We start from the raw sequence: 19,513 nt of genomic DNA on the forward strand, positions 1-19,513 counted from the left end.
TTGGCTGTGGGACAGCTCACCGACAGGTAACGATTAGCTAATGGGATGATGTCAAGCATGAAGGGACGAGTCCTTGTCGTCGACGACGACACCGCGCTGGCCGAGATGCTCGGCATTGTGCTGCGTGGAGAAGGTTTTGAGCCGTCGTTCGTAGCGGACGGTGACAAGGCGCTGGCGGCCTTCCGCGAGGCGAAGCCGGATCTCGTGCTGCTCGACCTGATGCTGCCCGGACGGGACGGCATAGAGGTCTGCAGGCTGATCCGGGCCGAGTCCGGCGTACCGATCGTCATGCTCACCGCGAAGAGCGACACGGTGGACGTCGTCGTGGGCCTGGAGTCCGGGGCCGACGACTACATCGTCAAGCCGTTCAAGCCGAAGGAGCTGGTGGCCCGTATCCGGGCCCGTCTGCGCCGCTCGGAGGAGCCCGCGCCCGAGCAGCTGGCCATCGGTGACCTGGTCATCGACGTGGCCGGGCACTCGGTCAAGCGGGACGGTGCCTCGATCGCGCTGACCCCGCTCGAGTTCGACCTGCTGGTCGCGCTCGCGCGCAAGCCCTGGCAGGTGTTCACCCGTGAGGTGCTGCTGGAGCAGGTCTGGGGCTACCGGCACGCGGCGGACACCCGCCTGGTCAACGTGCATGTGCAGCGGCTGCGCTCCAAGGTCGAGAAGGATCCGGAGCGCCCCGAGATCGTCGTGACGGTGCGTGGTGTCGGCTACAAGGCCGGACCCAGCTGACGTGCAGCCCGGCAAGTCCCGGCGCGGGTCCCGCTGGGGCGCCCTGAGGGGCGGCCGGCAGCTCCGTCAGATGGCCGACGGAGCGCCCGGCGGCCCCGTGCTGCGGTTGTTCGTACGCCTCGTACGACGGCCGCTGCTTCCGGCTGTCCGGTTGTGGCGGCGCAACATCCAGCTGCGGGTGGTCGCCGCCACGCTGCTGATGTCGCTGGCCGTGGTCCTCTCGCTCGGCTTCGTCGTGATCGCGCAGGTCAGCAAGGGGCTCCTCGACGCCAAGGAGGAGGCCGCGCAGAGCCAGGCGGCGGGCGGGTTCGCGGTCGCGCAGGAGAAGGCCAACACGCCCTCCACGGTCGACGGGCCCGACGCCACCGACAACAAGGTCGGGCGGGACGCCAGCACCTGGATGAACTCGCTGGTCAAGCAGCTCGCCAGTGGCGGACAGACCGCCTTCGAGGTGGTCGCGCTCGGTGCCGGCCCCGGCGGGCAGGGCGAAGGGCAGCCGGGCGGGCCCAGCGTCTCGGGCGTCAAGGGCGCCCGCGCCTCCGGGAACGTGGATCCGACGGCGAGCGTTCCCCCGCAGCTGCGGCGGGAGGTCAACCACGCCACCGGGACCTTCAAGACGTTCTCCCAGATCAAGTACACGGCCGGGGCCGGGGACAAGGCGCCCGAGCCCGCCCTGGTCGTGGGCAAGCGGCTCACCGACATCAACGGGGACCCGTACGACCTGTACTACCTCTTCCCGCTCACGCAGGAGGAGGAGTCCCTCAACCTGATCAAGGTCACCATCGCCACCGCGGGCGTGTTCGTGGTCGTGCTGCTCGGCGCGATCGCGTGGCTCGTCGTGCGCCAGGTCGTGACGCCCGTGCGGATGGCCGCCGGGATCGCCGAGCGGCTCTCGGCCGGGCGGCTCCAGGAGCGGATGAAGGTCACCGGCGAGGACGACATCGCCCGTCTGGGTGAGGCCTTCAACAAGATGGCCCAGAACCTCCAGCTCAAGATCCAGCAGCTGGAGGACCTGTCGCGGATGCAGCGCCGGTTCGTCTCCGACGTCTCGCACGAGCTGCGGACGCCGCTGACGACCGTACGGATGGCAGCCGATGTCATCCACGACGCACGGGTCGACTTCGACCCGATCACCGCCCGCTCCGCCGAGCTGCTCGCCGGGCAGCTCGACCGCTTCGAGTCGCTGCTCGCGGACCTGCTGGAGATCAGCCGGTTCGACGCGGGGGCCGCGGCGCTGGAGGCGGAGCCGATCGACCTGCGGGAGGTCGTACGCCGGGTCATCGACGGGGCCGAACCGCTCGCGGAGCACAAGGGAACCCGGATCCGGGTGCTGGGCGACACCCAGCCCGTCATAGCCGAGGCCGATGCGCGGCGCGTGGAGCGGGTGCTGCGCAACCTCGTCGTCAACGCCGTGGAGCACGGTGAGGGCCGCGACGTGGTGGTCCGGCTCGCGTCGGCGGGCGGGGCCGTCGCGGTGGCCGTACGGGACTACGGCGTCGGGCTCAAGCCCGGCGAGGCCACCCGCGTCTTCAACCGCTTCTGGCGGGCCGACCCGGCCCGTGCCCGTACCACCGGCGGGACGGGCCTCGGCCTGTCCATCGCCGTCGAGGACGCGCGGCTGCACGGCGGCTGGCTCCAGGCCTGGGGCGAGCCGGGCGGCGGTTCGCAGTTCCGGCTGACGCTGCCGCGGACCGCCGACGAGCCGCTGCGCGGGTCCCCGATCCCGCTGGAGCCGGAGGATTCCCGGGCCAACCGGGCCAGGGCCGCGGCCGACGCGGCGGGCGCCGGTACGCCCCCGCAGGCGCCGCCGGCCCCGGGGCGGCCCGACCGCTCGCCGATACCGCCCCGGTCGGCGGTCGCCGGGGCGCTGCCGGTGCCCGCGGACCCGACGGCCCTGCCGGGCAACGGGGCCCGCGTCGTGGCCCGCCCGGCCGACCAGGCGGCGGACAGGGCGGCGGACAGGGCGGCGGCGGACCGGGCGTCGGCCGACCGGGCCGGCACGGCCGATCAGGCAGCAGCACAGGAGGATGGCGCAGGTGGACGCTGAGCCCGCACGGGTACGGGTACGGGTACGCAGGGACGACCGCCGCCGGTGGCGGACGGTGCGGGCGTACGCCTTCGGCGCGGCCGGGCTGCTGCTGGCCGGCTGCGCCTCCATGCCCGACCACGGCGAGATCCGCGAGGTGAAGGCCTCGCAGGGCGTCGACTCGCAGGTGCGGGTGTTCGGCGTGCCGCCGGCCGACAAGGCCAGTGCGGCCGACATCGTCGACGGTTTCCTCGAGGCGATGACCAGCGACGACCCGCAGCTGCAGACCGCCCGGAAGTACCTCACCGAGGACGCGGCGAAGAACTGGAAGCCCGGCGCCGCCGTCACCGTGCTCTCCGCGGGCATCGACCGGTTCTCCGTACAGGGCGAGAAGGAGCCCTCGGGCCCCCGCTGGAAGATGACCGGCACGAAGCTCGCGACGGTGGACGAGCGCAGCGCGTACCAGCCGGAGACCACCGGGGCGCGCTACGAGGAGTACCTCCAGCTGGTCCAGGAGAACAAGCAGTGGCGGATCTCGACGCCGCCGAGCAGCCTCGTGCTCAGCGAGTCCGATTTCCAGCGCATCTACATGCCGGTCAACAAGTACTACTTCGCGGGCGCCGGCCTCGTCGCCGATCCGGTGTACGTGCGCCAGCGCAGCGACCCCGACTCGCGGATGGACCCGACCACGCAGACGGTGCAGTCGCTGCTGGCCGGGCCGTCCAAGTGGCTGGGGCCCGTGGTGACTTCGAGTTTCCCCACGGGCACGGAACTGCGCGAGGGCACCAAGTCCCTTGCGTACGACGGCCAGAACGCGCTGAAGGTGCCGCTCAACGACAAGGCCGACAACGTCGCGCAGCCGCAGTGCCAGAAGATGGCCGCGCAACTCCTGTACACCGTGCAGGATCTGACGGCCTCCCGGCTGGCGCGGGTCGAGCTGCTGCGCTCGGACCGGTCCTCGCTGTGCTCCGTGACCGAGGCGACCGCGGGGACGATCGCCCACCGGCCGAACCCTCCCGAGTACCAGTACTACGTGGACAGCGACAGCCGGCTGGTCCGGATGAAGCTCGACGTCAACAGTGAGGACCAGCAGTACAAGCCGGAGCCGGTGCCGGGGCCGCTGTCCCCGACCGCCACGAGCCCCGGGTTCAAGATCGGATCCGCGGCGGTCTCGTACGACGAGAAGCGCGCGGCGGTGGTGTCCGAGGACGGGCACGGGCTGTACCTGGTGAACCTGACGACGGCCGGGCCCATGCCGCAGCCGGTGCTGACCGGCAAGGGCGCCAAGCCGAACGTGCTGGGTGCGCCGAGCTGGGACACGGCGGGTGACCTGTGGATCGCGGACCAGGATCCGCAGAACGCGGCCCTGTACCGGGTGCCGGGCGGTACGGGCGCCCCGCAGAAGATCGACGTGGCCGGGCTCGACGGCGGGCGGATCAGGGCGCTGAAGGCGTCGCCGGACGGGGTGCGGATAGCGCTGCTGGTGGAGAAGGACGGCCGCAAGAACCTGTACATCGGCCGGATAGAGCGGCCCGAGGGCAAGGGCGACGCGGGGCCGGTGTCGGTGCGCGAGCTGCGTCCGGCGGCCCCGCAGATGGCGAGCGTGACGGCGCTGAGCTGGGCGCCGCGCGGCCGGCTGCTGGTGGTGGGCCGGGAGAGCGGCGGGGTCGTGCAGGCCCGGTACATGCTGGCCGACGGTTCGATGGTCGCGGCGAGCCTGCCCGGGGCGACCGGGCTGGGCGCGGTCGCGGCGACGGAGGACGAGAAGAAGCCGGTGGTCGCGTACTCGGAGGAGGACGGGATCGTGTGGCTGCCGCCGGGGGCGCAGTGGCGCACGGTGGCGCCGGGCGGCCGGGCTCCGGTCTACCCCGGCTAAGCAGTCTGACCTGCATTTTTATGCCCGCTCCCAGGTTGTCCACAGGGGTGGCGGGGTGTCGGGCCGGCCCGGCACAGTGGTGGGTATGCGGGGGTGGTGGCAGGAGCTCGCCGGGCTGGTCCTGCCGGTCGACTGCACCGGCTGCGGTGCTGCCCGCGTCCTGCTGTGCGCGGGCTGCGCGCAGGCGCTGAGCGGGGCCGCGGCGGGGTGTGTGCGGCCGTCTCCGGGACCTGCGGGGCTGCCCGTGGTGTATGCGGCCGCCGTGTACGAGGAGGCCGTACGGGAGGCCGTACTGGCGCACAAGGAGCGCGGGGTGCTGCCGCTGGCCGGGCCGCTCGGTGCCGCCCTGGCGGTGGCCGTCCGCGCGGCCGTCCGCGTGGGCGGGGCGGGGCGGGAGCTGGTGCTCGTCCCGGTGCCGTCGGCGCGGCGGCAGGTGCGGGCGCGCGGGCACGATCCGGTGCGCAGGATCGCCCTGGCGGCGGCGGGACGGCTGCGGCGGGCCGGTGTTCCCGCGCGGGTGGCAGCCGTACTGCGCCATGTCCGGCCGGTCGCCGATCAGGCGGGTCTGGGGGGCCGGGAGCGGCGGGAGAACCTGGCGGGGGCCCTGGGGGTGCGCCCCGGGGGCGTGGTGCGGCTGCCGCCCGGGGCTCGGATCGTCCTGGTGGACGACGTGATCACCACCGGAGCCACGCTCGCGGAGGCCGCCCGGGCGCTGCGGGCGGCGACGGCGGCCGCAGCGGTGGCCGGGGCGGCGGTGGTGGCCGCTCCACCAGGATCCTTCGTAAGAAATCGGTCGACAACCCGTACAGAGCAACGCTCTTGTGAATAGATTTGGAACTCTCGGGGAAGGCGCATCGTTGCAGGTAGTAAGAGAGAACAGCCACCTGAACGGAGGTACGGTCCGGTAGCGGGTGCCGACAACCGGCATGGAGGGATATGTTCGGTTGTAAGGAACTGGCGAGTCCTGGCTACACGCATCGGATCGCACGTTTCGGAGGTGAAAGTCGCCAAGTCCGGGGCTCCGGTGTTCACCGGGGCCTGGTGCGAAAGGGAGACGCTTCGCCCCATGAGGCGGAGCTATCCGGGAACGGAGTTCTGCGTGGACATCGTCGTCAAGGGCCGCAAGACCGAGGTGCCCGAGCGGTTCCGCAAGCACGTGGCCGAGAAGCTGAATCCGGAGCGGATCCAGAAGCTCGACGCCAAGGTGATCAGCTTGGACGTCGAGGTGTCCAAGGAGCACAACCCGCGCCAGGCCGACCGTTCCGACCGCGTGGAGATCACCCTGATTTCGCGGGGCCCGGTGATCCGTGCCGAGGCCGCCGCAGCGGACCCGTATGCGGCGCTCGACCTGGCACAGGAGAAGCTTGAAGCCCGGCTGCGCAAGCAGCACGACAAGCGCTACACCCGCCGTGGCAACGGCCGGCTCTCGGCGGCAGAGGTCGCCGACGTGGTGCCGGGCGTGGCCCAGCTGAACGGGAACGGCGAGCTGTTCACGGGGGAGAAGGCGGAGGCGATCCCGACCACCCGGATCGGATCGCTGGAAGTACAGGGCGAAGGCCCGCTCATCGTCCGCGAGAAGACGCATTCAGCAGCACCCATGCCGCTCGACCAGGCTCTGTACGAAATGGAACTGGTCGGCCACGACTTCTATCTGTTCGTCGACTCCGACACCAAGATGCCCAGCGTCGTCTACCGGCGCCACGGCTATGACTACGGCGTGATCCACCTCAACTCCGACCAGGCCTCCAGCTCGGGTGAGCCCGGCGCCGGCGCGGGCGGGGCGCTCGGCGGCTGACGCCGCGTCCTGAATTTCGGTGAATGCCCCCCGGGGACGCAGCAGCGTCTCCGGGGGCCTCTGTATGACTCGTATGCGCCAGATGGCTGTCGCAGGCTCCCCGCCGGGTGGCGCGGGCATGGAATCATGGCGGGCAGTCAACCGGCGCGCTTTGCCGTCCGGTTGGCACGGCAGCTCGGTACATGCAGGGGGAGGAACGATGGCGGACAGCTTCGGGCCGGTGCGCGGTGATGAGGGCGGCGAGCCGATCCGGGTGCTCGTCGTCGACGACCACGCCCTGTTCCGGCGCGGGCTGGAGATCGTCCTCGCGCAGGAGGAGGACATCCAGGTCGTCGGTGAGGCGGGGGACGGCGCGGAGGCGGTGGACAAGGCGGCGGACCTGCTGCCGGACATCGTGCTGATGGACGTGCGGATGCCCCGGCGCGGCGGTATCGAGGCGTGCACTTCGATCAAGGAGGTGGCCCCCTCCGCGAAGATCATCATGCTGACGATCAGCGACGAGGAGGCGGACCTCTACGACGCGATCAAGGCGGGTGCGACCGGATACCTCCTGAAGGAGATCTCGACCGACGAGGTGGCGACGGCGATCCGCGCGGTGGCCGACGGGCAGTCGCAGATCAGTCCGTCGATGGCCTCGAAGCTCCTGACGGAGTTCAAGTCGATGATCCAGCGGACGGACGAGCGGCGGCTGGTGCCGGCGCCGAGGCTGACGGACCGCGAGCTGGAGGTGCTGAAGCTGGTGGCGACGGGGATGAACAACCGCGACATCGCGAAGGAGTTGTTCATCTCCGAGAACACCGTGAAGAACCACGTCCGCAACATCCTGGAGAAGCTGCAGCTGCACTCCAGGATGGAGGCCGTGGTCTACGCGATGCGGGAGAAGATCCTCGAGATCCGCTGAGGCCCGCCCCCGGGTGCGGGCTCAGAGGGCGGCCAGCTCCGCGGTGACGGCGGCCGCCTCCTCGGCAGAGCCCGCGCGCTCGATGCGGACGGTGTCGCAGCCGACCCAGCCGGCCGCCTCGCGCAGCGCCTCCGCCATGGGGCGGGCCGCCTTGGGGCTGGTCAGGGAGAGCTGCCGGGCCACCAGCGTGCCGCCCTCGCGGGCCGGGTCGACGCGGCCCTGGAGCCGTCCGCCGGCCAGCAAAGGCATCGCGAAGTAGCCGTGTATCCGCTTCGGCTTGGGGACGTACGCCTCCAGCCGGTGCGTGAAGCCGAAGATCCGCTCGGTGCGTGGGCGGTCCCAGACGAGCGAGTCGAACGGGGAGAGCAGGGTGGTGCGGTGGCGCCCCCGGGGAGCCGCCGCCAGCGCTGCGGGGTCGGCCCAGGCCGGCTTGCCCCAGCCCTCGACCTCGACCGGGACCAGGCCCGAGTCGGCGATCACCGCGTCGACCTGCTCGCCCTTGAGGCGGTGGTAGTCCGCGATGTCGGCGCGGGTGCCGACGCCGAGGGAGCGCCCGGCCAGGGCGACGAGCCGGCGCAGGCACTCGGCGTCGTCCATGTCGTCGTGGAGCAGCGCGTCCGGGACCGCCCGCTCGGGGAGGTCGTAGAGCCGCTTCCAGCCGCGGCGCTCGGTGACGACCACGTCGCCGGCGTCCAGCAGCCACTCCACGGCGATCTTGGTCTCGGACCAGTCCCACCACGGGCCGCCGTTCTTGGCGCCGCCCAGCTCGGTCGAGGTCAGCGGGCCCTCGGCGCGCAGCCGGTCCAGGACGAGGCGGCAGGAGGCCTCCTTGTCCTTCATCTTGTGCCAGCGGTAGCCGTGCGCGCGCTTGATCCGGCGACGGAAGGCGAAGTGCGGCCACTCCTCGATCGGCAGGATGCAGGCCGCGTGCGACCAGTACTCGAAGGCGTGCCGGTCCGACCAGTACGCCTTCTCCACGGCATCCCGGCCCACCGCGCCGAGCCGGGCGTACGGGATCAGCTCGTGCGAGCGGGCCAGCACGGAGATCGTGTCCAGCTGGACGGCCCCCAGATGCCGCAGCACCCCGCGGACCCCGCCGCGGCGGTCGGGCGCCCCGAGGAAGCCCTGCGCGCGCAGGGCGATCCGGCGTGCCTCGTCGGCGGACAGCGAGATCAAGGTCATGGCTGCAGCCTAGGCGGCTCCACTGACAGCGGGCTCGTACGGGAGCCCGACGGAAGGTAGGGCACGGCGGGGGTGATGCCGAGGTCGCCGGGGAGCAGGGCGCCGACCCAGGAGTCGTGGACGGAGTCGGCGCGGTGCAGGGAGGCCCGCAGGAGGCCCTCCATGCGGAAGCCGGCCTTTTCGGCGACGGCCCGGGAGGCGGTGTTGCCGACCTCGGCGCGCCATTCCAGACGGGCGGCGCCCAGCTCGGTGAAGGCCCAGCGGGCGACGGCGCTCACCGCCTCGGTCATGAAGCCCTGCCCGCGGTGCTCCTTCACCGCCCAGAAGCCGATCTCGTACGCCTTCGTCCCGAAGACCTCGTGCACGTGGACGCCGACGGCCGCGACCAGCGGGCCGCCGGGGCCGAGGCGGACGGCGAAGGAGCAGGCGGTGTCCTCGCGCCAGCCGCCCGGGACCAACTCGCCGACGAAGCCGCGGGCGTGTTCGCGCGCGTAAGGGGAGGGGACCATGGTCCAGCGCTGGATGTCGGGGTCCTGGCAGGCCGCGTAGACCTCGTCCTCGTCGGCCGGGCCGAAGGGGCGCAGCTCCAGACGGGCGGTGTTCAGGGTGGTGGGCTCCATGGGGTGATTCTGGTTCGCCGCTGTGCCGGGGGCGAACACTTTTCGTCTGCCCCGGCACCTTCGGCGGCTCCCGTACGTTCTCATTCCGGGCGCTCGCGCCCTGCGGAAGGTGCGGACCTCCCGACGCGACCGCGTCCTCGCTTACGATGGCCGTTGCGGTGGGGCCCACCCTCCGTGCCCGTGTACGAACCAGTGCCAGGCCCGACCGGCAAGGAGACAAACCTCGGTGTCCGTCTTCAACAAGCTCATGCGTGCAGGCGAAGGCAAGATCCTGCGCAAACTGCACCGCATCGCGGACCAGGTCAACTCCATCGAAGAGGACTTCGTCAACCTCTCCGACGCCGAGTTGCGGGCGCTCACGGACGAGTACAAGCAGCGCCACCAGGACGGCGAGAGCCTGGACGACCTGCTGCCCGAGGCCTTCGCGACCGTCCGCGAGGCCGCCAAGCGCGTCCTCGGCCAGCGGCACTACGACGTCCAGATCATGGGCGGCGCCGCGCTGCACCTCGGCTACGTCGCCGAGATGAAGACCGGTGAGGGCAAGACCCTCGTCGGCACGCTCCCCGCGTACCTGAACGCGCTGTCCGGCAAGGGCGTCCACCTGATCACGGTGAACGACTACCTCGCCGAGCGCGACTCCGAGATGATGGGCCGGGTGCACAAGTTCCTCGGCCTCGAGGTCGGCTGCATCCTGGCGAACATGTCCCCGGCCCAGCGCCGGGAGCAGTACAGCAGCGACATCACGTACGGGACGAACAACGAGTTCGGCTTCGACTACTTGCGCGACAACATGGCGTGGTCGGCGGACGAGCTGGTGCAGCGCGGCCACAACTTCGCCGTGGTCGACGAGGTCGACTCGATCCTGGTCGACGAGGCCCGTACCCCGCTGATCATCTCCGGCCCGGCCGACCAGGCCACGAAGTGGTACGCCGACTTCGCGAAGCTGGTCACCCGCCTCACCAAGGGCGAGGCCGGCCAGCCGCTCAAGGGCATCGAGGAGACCGGCGACTACGAGGTCGACGAGAAGAAGCGCACCGTCGGCATCCACGAGGCCGGTGTCGCCAAGGTCGAGGACTGGCTCGGCATCGAGAACCTGTACGAGTCGGTGAACACCCCGCTCGTCGGCTACCTGAACAACGCCATCAAGGCGAAGGAACTGTTCAAGAAGGACAAGGACTACGTCGTCATCGACGGCGAAGTCATGATCGTCGACGAGCACACCGGCCGTATCCTCGCCGGCCGCCGCTACAACGAGGGCATGCACCAGGCGATCGAGGCGAAGGAAGGGGTGGACATCAAGGACGAGAACCAGACCCTCGCCACGATCACCCTGCAGAACTTCTTCCGCCTCTACACCAAGCTGTCGGGCATGACCGGTACGGCCATGACCGAGGCCGCCGAGTTCCACCAGATCTACAAGCTCGGTGTCGTCCCGATCCCGACCAACCGCGACATGGTCCGCAAGGACCAGCCGGACCTGATCTACCGGACCGAGGTCGCGAAGTTCGCCGCCGTCGTCGACGACATCGCGGAGAAGCACGAGAAGGGCCAGCCGATCCTCGTCGGCACCACCTCGGTCGAGAAGTCCGAGTACCTCTCGCAGCAGCTCTCCAAGCGGGGCATCCCGCACGAGGTGCTCAACGCGAAGCAGCACGAGCGCGAGGCCTCGATCGTCGCCCAGGCCGGCCGCCGCGGCGCCGTGACGGTCGCCACGAACATGGCCGGCCGTGGTACCGACATCAAGCTCGGCGGCAACCCGGACGACCTCGCCGAGGCGGAGCTGCGCCAGCAGGGCCTGGACCCGGAAGAGCACATCGAGGAGTGGGCGCACGCCCTGCCCGCCGCGCTGAAGCGCGCGGAGGCGGCCGTGAAGGCCGAGTTCGAAGAGGTCAAGGCGCTCGGCGGGCTGTACGTGCTGGGCACCGAGCGGCACGAGTCGCGCCGCATCGACAACCAGCTGCGCGGTCGCTCCGGCCGTCAGGGCGACCCGGGCGAGTCCCGCTTCTACCTGTCGCTGGGCGACGACCTGATGCGCCTGTTCAAGGCGCAGATGGTCGAGCGGGTCATGTCGATGGCGAACGTGCCGGACGACGTGCCGATCGAGAACAAGATGGTGACGCGCGCGATCGCGTCGGCCCAGTCGCAGGTCGAGACCCAGAACTTCGAGACGCGCAAGAACGTCCTGAAGTACGACGAGGTCCTCAACAGCCAGCGCGAGGTCATCTACGGCGAGCGCCGCCGCGTCCTGGAGGGCGAGGACCTGCACGAGCAGGTGCGCTTCTTCATGGACGACACGATCGACGCGTACATCGCGGCCGAGACGGTCGAGGGCTTCGCCGAGGAGTGGGACCTGGACCGGCTGTGGGGCGCCTTCAAGCAGCTCTACCCGATCAAGGTCACGGTCGCCGAGCTCGAGGACGCGGCGGGCGACCGCGCGGGCATCACCGCCGAGTTCATCGCGGAGTCCGTCAAGGACGACATCCACGAGCAGTACGAGGCGCGCGAGAAGGCGCTGGGCTCCGACATCATGCGCGAGCTGGAGCGGCGCGTGGTCCTGTCGGTGCTGGACCGCAAGTGGCGTGAGCACCTGTACGAGATGGACTACCTGCAGGAGGGCATCGGCCTGCGGGCGATGGCCCAGAAGGACCCGCTGGTCGAGTACCAGCGCGAGGGCTTCGACATGTTCAACGCCATGATGGAGGGCATCAAGGAGGAGTCCGTCGGCTACCTGTTCAACCTGGAGGTCCAGGTCGAGCAGCAGGTCGAGGAGGTTCCGGTGCAGGACGCGGCGCCGTCGCTGACGAAGCCGGAGATCCGGGCCAAGGGGCTGGACGCTCCGCAGCGGCCGGACCGGCTGCACTTCTCGGCGCCGACGGTGGACGGCGAGGGCGGGGTCGTCGAGGGCGACTTCGACGCCGACGAGGCCGGTGACGGGATGACGCGTGCCGAGCGCCGCAAGGCCCAGAAGGCCGCGGGCGGCCGCCGCCGCAAGAAGTGACCCCTGCCCCCACGGGCACCCCGCCGGGGCCGGACACCGCACACGGTGTCCGGCCCCGCGGCGTTTCCCGGGCCCCGAGCCGAGCCCCCGGGACCCGGTCACGGGAGGGGCGCCATTTCGATGGCTGCGCAGCGCCAGCGGAGGTCCGGGCCCTGTTCCAGGCGGAAGGCCATCGCCGAGACGCGGTCGCCCGTCGTGATGCGGGCGAAGGCCTCGATCACGCCCGGGCCCGGGTGGAAGCGGCCGCACTGGCGCAGGACCGGGCGCAGCCGGTCCCGCAACGGGGCCGTGGGGGCCAGGATGACCAACTGGTCGTAGGCCGGGCCGACCGTGTGGCCCAGCAGCGAGTGGACCGGCCGCTGGCCGCTGACCACCGCCAGCAGCCGCTCCGCGAACCAGTCGTGCGGGCCCCGCGGCATGCGGGGGCGGCGCTGGTCGTGGCGGCCGGGGGGCCGGGTGGTGTTCCTGGTCCTGGTCATGGCGGTCGTCCCCGAGAAGTCCGGGCCCGGAGCGGTACCGGGCGGTAACTTGGTAGGGGACTTCTACGGTCCGTGACCACCCTCCGCAACGGCGTCCGCGGGGCCCGCGCGGGCCGGGACCCGTTCACCTATCCGGGTGGGCGCCGCGCGGCCCCCGGCCGGTCGCCACGCCTCACAGCGGCGCGCGGTGGACGGAATCCGGGCGGCGGACGGGAGCCCGAAGGGGGACCGGAGCCGTCACCCGGCGGAGTTCGGTCAAGTCGTATCCTGAGGGCGTTTCCGACTACCGAAAGCAGCCGGCCATGCGCGTGTACGTCCCCCTGACCCTCCCCGGGCTCGCCGAGGCGCACAAGGCGGGTGAGCTGGGCCCCGCCCCGCTGCGTGCGTACGCCGTCACGCCCGGCCTGCGGGAGTGGTACGTGTCGGACGACCTGGAGGAGCTGGAGTACGCCGCCCTCGGCCGGGCCGCCGCGGCCTCCCTCCGGATGCTCGCCGAGGACGCGGCCGCCCCGCGCAAGCGCGTCGTCGTCGCCGTCGACGTGGACGACAAGGCCGCCGCCGCGACCCCCGGGGTCGACGAGGCCACCCTCGGCCAGGTGACCCTCGCCGCCGCCGTACGCCTCTCCGTGGCCGCCGCCGTGCACGTGGACGCCGATGACGCCCTGGACGACGTGACGGCCGCCGCCGCTGCCCTCGGGGCCGCGGACGGCGGGGACGACGACGCGCAGTTCACCGTGGACGGCGCCGAGGACCACGAGCTGCTGTGGTTCGGCGTCCAGGAGATCCCGGGGCTGCTCAAGTGATCGCTTCCGGTACCCCGGCCACCCCGGCCGACCCCGCCGCCCCCGTCCACATAGTCTGGGACTGGAACGGCACGCTGCTGCACGACATCGACGCCGTGATCGTCGCCACCAACGCCTCCTTCGCCGAGTTCGGCTTCGCTCCGATCACCCTGGAGCGCTACCGCGAGCTGTACGTCGTACCCGTCCCGAAGTTCTACGAGCGGCTGATGGGACGGCTGCCCACCGACGCCGAGTGGGAGGTCATGGACGCCACCTTCCACCGCCACTACTGGGCCGCCGCCGACGCCGCCGGGCTCACCGAAGGTGCCCGCGAGCTCCTGCGCGACTGGCAGGCCGACGGGCTCACGCAGTCCCTGCTCTCCCTGGCGCCCCACGAGAAGCTCGTACCGCTCGTGCAGGCGCACGGCATCGACCGGCACTTCCTGCGCGTCGACGGCCGTACCGGCCCCTCGCACACGAGCAAGGCAGGGCATCTCGTACGCCATTTGGCGGCACTGGAGCAGACGGGGGTGACCGCCGCCCGTACGGTCCTCATCGGGGACGCCGTGGACGATGCCCTGGCCGCTGCGCACGTGGGTGCGAGAGCCGTCCTCTACACGGGTGGTTCGCACAGCCGGCGCAGTCTGGAATCGGCGGGTGTCGCCGTCGTCGACACGCTGGCAGAAGCCGTATCCGCTGCTCGCCGACTGGCCGAATAAATACGTGCCGAATATGCCCCCGTCACTGCGCACAACGTCAAAGTTCGGGACCTGCTTTTGTACAGATCCGGTGCGTGACGGACAGGGGGTCCGGCGAGATAGCCTGGTACCCGTGATCAGCGCGATAGTCATCGGAGGCATTGACGCCTCCGGCCAGCGCCCGGCGCACGACCGTGCCCGGGCCTTCGCTGATCCCTGCTGCCGGGAGCCGCAGCCGATCATGGCCAGTTCCTTCCCGGCCGCCTCACATCACGGCAGAGCGCCGATCCCCTGCGGTCACCCCGCGTCGCGGCGCCATGCCATTCCTTCCTTCACCTACGTCACGCAATGGCGCGCGACAGGAGCCAGAGGACATGCAGACCAAGCTGGACGAAGCAAAGGCCGAGCTGCTCGCGCGGGCGGCCCGGGTAGCTGAGCACAGCCCGGCCGGGGGGCTACTTCCGACTGGGGCCGAGCAGGGAGAGCGCCCCGACCGGGACACCACTCTCGCCTACCTCCAGCGCTACTACCTGCACACCGCCCCGGAGGACCTCCTCGACCGGGACCCGGTCGACGTGTTCGGGGCGGCGCTCTCGCACTTCCGTCTCGCCGAGAACCGGCCGCAGGGCACCGCGAACGTGCGCGTGCACACCCCCACGGTCGAGGAGAACGGCTGGACGTCCAGCCACTCGGTCGTCGAGGTCGTCACCGACGACATGCCGTTCCTCGTGGACTCCGTGACGAACGAGCTGTCCCGGCAGGGCCGCGGCATCCACGTCGTGATCCACCCGCAGGTCGTCGTCCGCCGTGACCTGACCGGCAAGCTGATCGAGATCCTCGGCCCCGACTGCGACGCGCACGGCCCCAAGACCGCGCGCCCCCACGACTCCCTCGTCGAGTCCTGGATCCACGTCGAGATCGACCGCGAGACCGACCGCGCCGACCTGAAGCAGATCAACGACGATCTCAAGCGCGTCCTGTCCGACGTCCGCGAGGCCGTCGAGGACTGGGAGAAGATGCGCGACGCCGCGCTGCGCATCGCCGACGCCCTGCCCGACGAGCCGGTCGCCCCGGACCTGCGCGAGTACGAGCTCGAAGAGGCCCGTGAACTGCTGCGCTGGCTCTCCGACGACCACTTCACCTTCCTCGGCTACCGCGAGTACAACCTGGTCGACGGCGACTCGCTGGCCGCCGTGCCCGGCACCGGCCTCGGCATCCTGCGCTCCGACCCGCACCACAGCGGCAAGGACGACGGCCACCCGGTCTCGCCGTCCTTCAACCGGCTGCCTGCCGACGCCCGCGCCAAGGCCCGCGAGCACCGCCTGCTGGTGCTGACCAAGGCCAACAGCCGCTCCACCGTGCACCGCCCCTCGTACCTCGACTACGTCGGCGTCAAGAAGTTCGACGCCGAGGGCAACGTCGTGGGCGAGCGCCGCTTCCTCGGCCTGTTCTCCTCCGCCGCGTACACCGAGTCCGTGCGGCGCGTCCCGGTCATCCGCCGCAAGGTCGCGGAGGTCCTCGAAGGCGCCGGCTTCTCGCCGAGCAGCCACGACGGCCGCGACCTGCTGCAGATCCTGGAGACCTACCCGCGCGACGAGCTGTTCCAGACGCCGGTCGACAAGCTCCGCGAGATCGCCACCTCCGTCCTGTACCTCCAGGAGCGCCGCCGGCTGCGGCTGTACCTGCGCCAGGACGAGTACGGGCGCTACTACTCGGCGCTCGTCTACCTGCCGCGCGACCGGTTCACCACCGGCGTCCGGCTGCGCCTGATGGACATCCTGAGGGAGGAGCTCGGCGGCAGCAGCGTCGACTTCACCGCCTGGAACACCGAGTCGATCCTCTCCCGCATCCACTTCGTCGTCCGCGTCCCGCAGGGCACCGAGCTGCCCGCGCTGACCGACGCCGACGTCGAGCGCCTCGAGACCCGCCTGGTCGAGGCCGCCCGTTCCTGGGCCGACGGCTTCGGCGAGGCCCTGGTCGCCGAGCTGGGCGAGGAGCGCGCCGCCGAGCTGCTGCGCAAGTACGGCACCTCCTTCCCCGAGGGCTACAAGGCCGACCACTCGCCGCGTGCGGCCGTGGCCGATCTCTGCCACCTCGAGCGGCTCTCCGCCAGCGACCGGCAGTTCGCCCTGTCGCTGTACGAGCCGGTCGGCGCGGCGCCCGGCGAGCGCCGGTTCAAGATCTACCGCACCGGTGAGCAGGTCTCGCTGTCCGCGGTGCTGCCCGTGCTCCAGCGCCTGGGCGTCGAGGTCACCGACGAGCGCCCGTACGAGCTGCGCTGCAGCGACCGCACCAACGCGTGGATCTACGACTTCGGCCTGCGGATGCCGCTGCCCGCCGGCAACGGCGACGCCACCTATCTCGGTGACGACGCCCGCGAGCGCTTCCAGGACGCCTTCTCCGCGGTCTGGCAGGGCGACGCCGAGAACGACAACTTCAACACCCTGGTGCTGAGCGCCGGGCTCACCTGGCGCCAGGCCGTGGTGCTGCGCGCGTACGCCAAGTACCTGCGCCAGGCCGGCGTGAACTTCAGCCAGGACTACATGGAGGACACCCTCCGCAACAACGTCCACACCACCCGGCTGCTGATCTCGCTCTTCGAGGCGCGGCTGTCGCCCGGCCGCCAGTCCGCCGGCACCGAGCTCATCGACGCCATGCTGGAGGAGCTGGACGGGGCCCTGGACCAGGTCGCCTCGCTGGACGAGGACCGGATCCTGCGGTCCTTCCTCACGCTGATCAAGGCGACCCTGCGCACCAACTTCTTCCAGCTCAACGACGCGGGCGAGCAGCACGCGTACGTGTCGATGAAGTTCGACCCGCAGGCCATCCCGGAACTCCCGGCCCCGCGCCCGGCCTACGAGATCTGGGTGTACTCCCCGCGCGTCGAGGGCGTCCACCTGCGCTTCGGCAAGGTCGCCCGAGGCGGCCTGCGCTGGTCCGACCGCCGCGAGGACTTCCGTACGGAGATCCTCGGCCTGGTCAAGGCACAGATGGTCAAGAACACCGTCATCGTGCCGGTCGGCGCCAAGGGCGGCTTCGTCGCCAAGAACCTGCCGGACCCGTCGGTGGACCGCGACGCGTGGCTCGCCGAAGGCATCGCCTCGTACAAGATCTTCATCTCGGCGCTGCTCGACATCACCGACAACATGGTCGGCGGCGCGGTCGTGCCCCCGAACGGCGTGGTCCGCCACGACGAGGACGACACCTACCTCGTCGTCGCCGCCGACAAGGGCACCGCGACCTTCTCCGACCTCGCCAACGGCGTCGCCGAGTCGTACGGCTTCTGGCTGGGCGACGCGTTCGCGTCGGGCGGCTCGGCCGGCTACGACCACAAGGGCATGGGCATCACCGCCCGCGGCGCCTGGGAGTCCGTCAAGCGGCACTTCCGCGAGCTCGGCCACGACACCCAGACCGAGGACTTCACGGTCGTCGGCGTCGGCGACATGTCCGGCGACGTGTTCGGCAACGGCATGCTGCTCTCCGAGCACATCCGGCTGGTCGCAGCGTTCGACCACCGGCACATCTTCCTCGACCCGACCCCGGACGCGGCGACCTCGTACGCCGAGCGCCGACGCCTGTTCGAGCTGCCGCGCTCCTCGTGGGCCGACTACAAGGCGGAGCTGCTCTCCGCGGGCGGCGGCATCCACCCGCGCTCGGCGAAGTCCATCCCGGTCAACGCACACGTCCGCGAGGCCCTCGGGATCGAGGCGGGCGTCACCAAGATGACCCCGGCCGACCTGATGAAGGCGATCCTGCAGGCCCCGGTGGACCTGCTGTGGAACGGCGGCATCGGTACGTACGTCAAGGCGTCGACCGAGACGCACACGGACGTCGGCGACAAGGCCAACGACGCCATCCGCGTCAACGGCGGGGACGTCCGGGCCAAGGTCATCGGCGAGGGCGGCAACCTGGGCCTGACCCAGCTCGGCCGGATCGAGTTCGCCCGGATCGGCGTTGGCGGCGAGGGCGGCAAGGTCAACACCGACGCCATCGACAACAGCGCGGGCGTGGACACCTCCGACCACGAGGTGAACATCAAGATCCTGCTCAACTCGGTCGTCACGGACGGGGACATGACCGTCAAGCAGCGCAACAAGCTGCTGGCGGAGATGACCGACGAGGTCGGCCACCTGGTGCTGCGCAACAACTACGCGCAGAACGTGGCCCTGGCCAACGGCATCGCCCAGGCCCCCAGCCTGCTGCACGCCCAGCAGCGCTTCATGCGCCGCCTGGAGACGGCCGGCCTGCTGGACCGGAGCCTGGAGTTCCTGCCCCCCGACCGGCAGATCCGCGAGCTGCTGAACAACGGCAAGGGTCTGACCCAGCCGGAGCTGGCCGTCCTGTTCGCCTACACCAAGATCACGGTGGCGGACGAGCTCATCGCCACCGAGCTGCCGGACGACCCGTACCTGCGCCGCCTGCTGCACGCGTACTTCCCGGCCGCCCTGCGCGGGAAGTTCCCCGAGCAGATCGACACGCACGCCCTGCGCCGCGAGATCATCACGACGCTGCTGGTCAACGACACCGTCAACACCGGTGGTTCGACCTTCCTGCACCGGCTGCGCGAGGAGACCGGGGCCTCCACGGAGGAGATCGTCCGGGCGCAGCTCTCGGCACGCGAGATCTTCGGCCTGGCCGAGGTGTGGGACGCGGTCGAGGCGCTGGACAACAAGGTCGCGGCCGACGTCCAGACCCGGGTGCGGCTGCACTCGCGGCGCCTGGTCGAGCGCGGCACGCGCTGGCTGCTGAACAACCGGCCGCAGCCGCTCCAGATCACCGAGACCATCGAGCTCTTCTCCGACCGGGTGAGCACGGTCTGGTCCGAGCTGCCCAAGCTGGTGCGGGGCGCCGACCTCGAGTGGTACCAGTCGATCATGGACGAGCTGATCGGCGAGGGCGTGCCGGAGGAGCTGGCGGCCAAGGTCGCCGGGTTCTCCTCGGCCTTCCCGACGCTGGACATCGTCGCGATCTCGGACCGCACCGGCGTCGACCCGCTGGGTGTCGCCGAGGTGTACTACGACCTCGCCGACCGCCTGGACATCACGCAGCTGATGGACCGGATCATCGAGCTGCCCCGGGCCGACCGCTGGCAGTCGATGGCCCGCGCCTCCATCCGCGAGGACCTGTTCGCGGCACACGCGGCGCTGACCGCCGACGTGCTGGCGGTGGGCAACGGCGACTCGACTCCCGAGGAGCGCTTCAAGGCGTGGGAGGAGAAGAACGCGGCGATCATCAGCCGGGCCCGGACGACCCTGGACGAGATCCGGGGATCGGACGACTTCGACCTGGCGAACCTGTCCGTGGCGATGCGGACGATGCGCTCGCTGCTGCGGGCCCACGCCTAGTCGCTGCGCTCCGCCTGGGCGGATGAACGGGCGGCCCCGGGACCTGATGGTCCCGGGGCCGCCCGTTCTCGTAGGG

At 71.0% G+C, this 19,513-nt stretch carries 13 protein-coding genes; 10 read left to right on the plus strand and 3 right to left on the minus strand.

Annotated elements, in window-relative coordinates; genetic code table 11:
- Window positions 1-45: 45 nt before the first annotated feature.
- From mtrA to AB5J51_RS24375, 6 genes are all read left to right on the plus strand, one after another.
- Window positions 46-735 (plus strand): two-component system response regulator MtrA, encoded by a 690-nt coding sequence (mtrA, locus tag AB5J51_RS24350; RefSeq protein WP_189973359.1) that lies wholly within the window; start codon window positions 46-48, stop codon window positions 733-735.
- Between the two features lie 70 nt (window positions 736-805).
- Window positions 806-2,782, plus strand: a complete 1,977-nt coding sequence (gene mtrB / locus AB5J51_RS24355) for an MtrAB system histidine kinase MtrB (RefSeq protein ID WP_369780304.1) — start codon at window positions 806-808, stop codon at window positions 2,780-2,782.
- Window positions 2,772-4,637 (plus strand): LpqB family beta-propeller domain-containing protein, encoded by a 1,866-nt coding sequence (locus AB5J51_RS24360; protein ID WP_369778639.1) that lies wholly within the window; start codon window positions 2,772-2,774, stop codon window positions 4,635-4,637. The genes mtrB and AB5J51_RS24360 overlap by 11 nt, the downstream gene beginning before the upstream one ends.
- Window positions 4,638-4,722: 85 nt before the next feature.
- On the plus strand, window positions 4,723-5,466 hold the full coding sequence (locus AB5J51_RS24365) for a ComF family protein (protein ID WP_369778640.1): 744 nt from the start codon (window positions 4,723-4,725) through the stop codon (window positions 5,464-5,466).
- Window positions 5,467-5,736: 270 nt separating this feature from the next.
- Entirely contained in the window at window positions 5,737-6,432 is a 696-nt protein-coding gene (gene hpf, locus AB5J51_RS24370; protein WP_053784911.1) for a ribosome hibernation-promoting factor, HPF/YfiA family, read from the plus strand.
- A 199-nt stretch (window positions 6,433-6,631) separates the two neighbouring features.
- Window positions 6,632-7,333 (plus strand): response regulator transcription factor, encoded by a 702-nt coding sequence (locus AB5J51_RS24375; RefSeq protein ID WP_030300047.1) that lies wholly within the window; start codon window positions 6,632-6,634, stop codon window positions 7,331-7,333.
- A 21-nt stretch (window positions 7,334-7,354) separates the two neighbouring features.
- Here AB5J51_RS24375 and AB5J51_RS24380 read toward each other — a convergent pair whose 3' ends face one another.
- A complete protein-coding gene (locus AB5J51_RS24380) occupies window positions 7,355-8,515 on the minus strand; it encodes a winged helix-turn-helix domain-containing protein (RefSeq protein WP_053784910.1) in 1,161 nt (386 codons plus the stop codon).
- Complete coding sequence (locus tag AB5J51_RS24385; protein ID WP_369778641.1) at window positions 8,512-9,135, minus strand: GNAT family N-acetyltransferase; 624 nt, start codon at window positions 9,133-9,135, stop codon at window positions 8,512-8,514. Before AB5J51_RS24385 ends, AB5J51_RS24380 begins: the two co-directional genes overlap by 4 nt.
- Window positions 9,136-9,361: 226 nt before the next feature.
- On the opposite strand from AB5J51_RS24385, the gene secA reads away from it, so the two are divergent.
- Entirely contained in the window at window positions 9,362-12,133 is a 2,772-nt protein-coding gene (gene secA / locus AB5J51_RS24390) for a preprotein translocase subunit SecA (protein WP_053784908.1), read from the plus strand.
- A 98-nt stretch (window positions 12,134-12,231) separates the two neighbouring features.
- On the opposite strand, the gene AB5J51_RS24395 is transcribed toward secA, so the two are convergent.
- The gene (locus AB5J51_RS24395) at window positions 12,232-12,612 is read right to left on the minus strand and encodes an Rv3235 family protein (protein WP_136227497.1); all 381 of its coding nucleotides are present in this window, start codon (window positions 12,610-12,612) and stop codon (window positions 12,232-12,234) included.
- Between the two features lie 302 nt (window positions 12,613-12,914).
- Here AB5J51_RS24395 and AB5J51_RS24400 point away from each other — a divergent pair, with 302 nt between their 5' ends.
- The 3 genes from AB5J51_RS24400 (at window position 12,915) to AB5J51_RS24410 (ending at window position 19,437) form a co-directional block, all read left to right on the plus strand.
- The gene (locus tag AB5J51_RS24400; protein ID WP_136227498.1) at window positions 12,915-13,415 is read left to right on the plus strand and encodes a hypothetical protein; all 501 of its coding nucleotides are present in this window, start codon (window positions 12,915-12,917) and stop codon (window positions 13,413-13,415) included.
- Window positions 13,412-14,113 carry an HAD family hydrolase gene (locus AB5J51_RS24405; protein ID WP_240805718.1) on the plus strand — a complete coding sequence of 234 codons (702 nt, stop codon included), beginning with the start codon at window positions 13,412-13,414 and terminating at the stop codon, window positions 14,111-14,113. The genes AB5J51_RS24400 and AB5J51_RS24405 overlap by 4 nt, the downstream gene beginning before the upstream one ends.
- Window positions 14,114-14,466: 353 nt before the next feature.
- Entirely contained in the window at window positions 14,467-19,437 is a 4,971-nt protein-coding gene (locus AB5J51_RS24410) for an NAD-glutamate dehydrogenase (protein WP_369778642.1), read from the plus strand.
- Window positions 19,438-19,513: the final 76 nt, after the last annotated feature.

The organism is Streptomyces sp. R33 (genome assembly GCF_041200175.1).
Lineage (GTDB): Bacteria > Actinomycetota > Actinomycetes > Streptomycetales > Streptomycetaceae > Streptomyces > Streptomyces katrae_B.

Coding starts and splice junctions, on each gene's coding strand:
- AB5J51_RS24375 (WP_030300047.1), top strand. CDS start 6,632: ATGGCGGACAGCTTCGGGCCGGTGCGCGGTGATGAGGGCGGCGAGCCG.
- AB5J51_RS24365 (WP_369778640.1), top strand. CDS start 4,723: ATGCGGGGGTGGTGGCAGGAGCTCGCCGGGCTGGTCCTGCCGGTCGAC.
- mtrA (WP_189973359.1), top strand. CDS start 46: ATGATGTCAAGCATGAAGGGACGAGTCCTTGTCGTCGACGACGACACC.
- AB5J51_RS24410 (WP_369778642.1), top strand. CDS start 14,467: ATGCAGACCAAGCTGGACGAAGCAAAGGCCGAGCTGCTCGCGCGGGCG.
- AB5J51_RS24380 (WP_053784910.1), bottom strand. CDS start 8,515: ATGACCTTGATCTCGCTGTCCGCCGACGAGGCACGCCGGATCGCCCTG.
- mtrB (WP_369780304.1), top strand. CDS start 806: ATGGCCGACGGAGCGCCCGGCGGCCCCGTGCTGCGGTTGTTCGTACGC.
- AB5J51_RS24395 (WP_136227497.1), bottom strand. CDS start 12,612: ATGACCAGGACCAGGAACACCACCCGGCCCCCCGGCCGCCACGACCAG.
- AB5J51_RS24385 (WP_369778641.1), bottom strand. CDS start 9,135: ATGGAGCCCACCACCCTGAACACCGCCCGTCTGGAGCTGCGCCCCTTC.
- AB5J51_RS24400 (WP_136227498.1), top strand. CDS start 12,915: ATGCGCGTGTACGTCCCCCTGACCCTCCCCGGGCTCGCCGAGGCGCAC.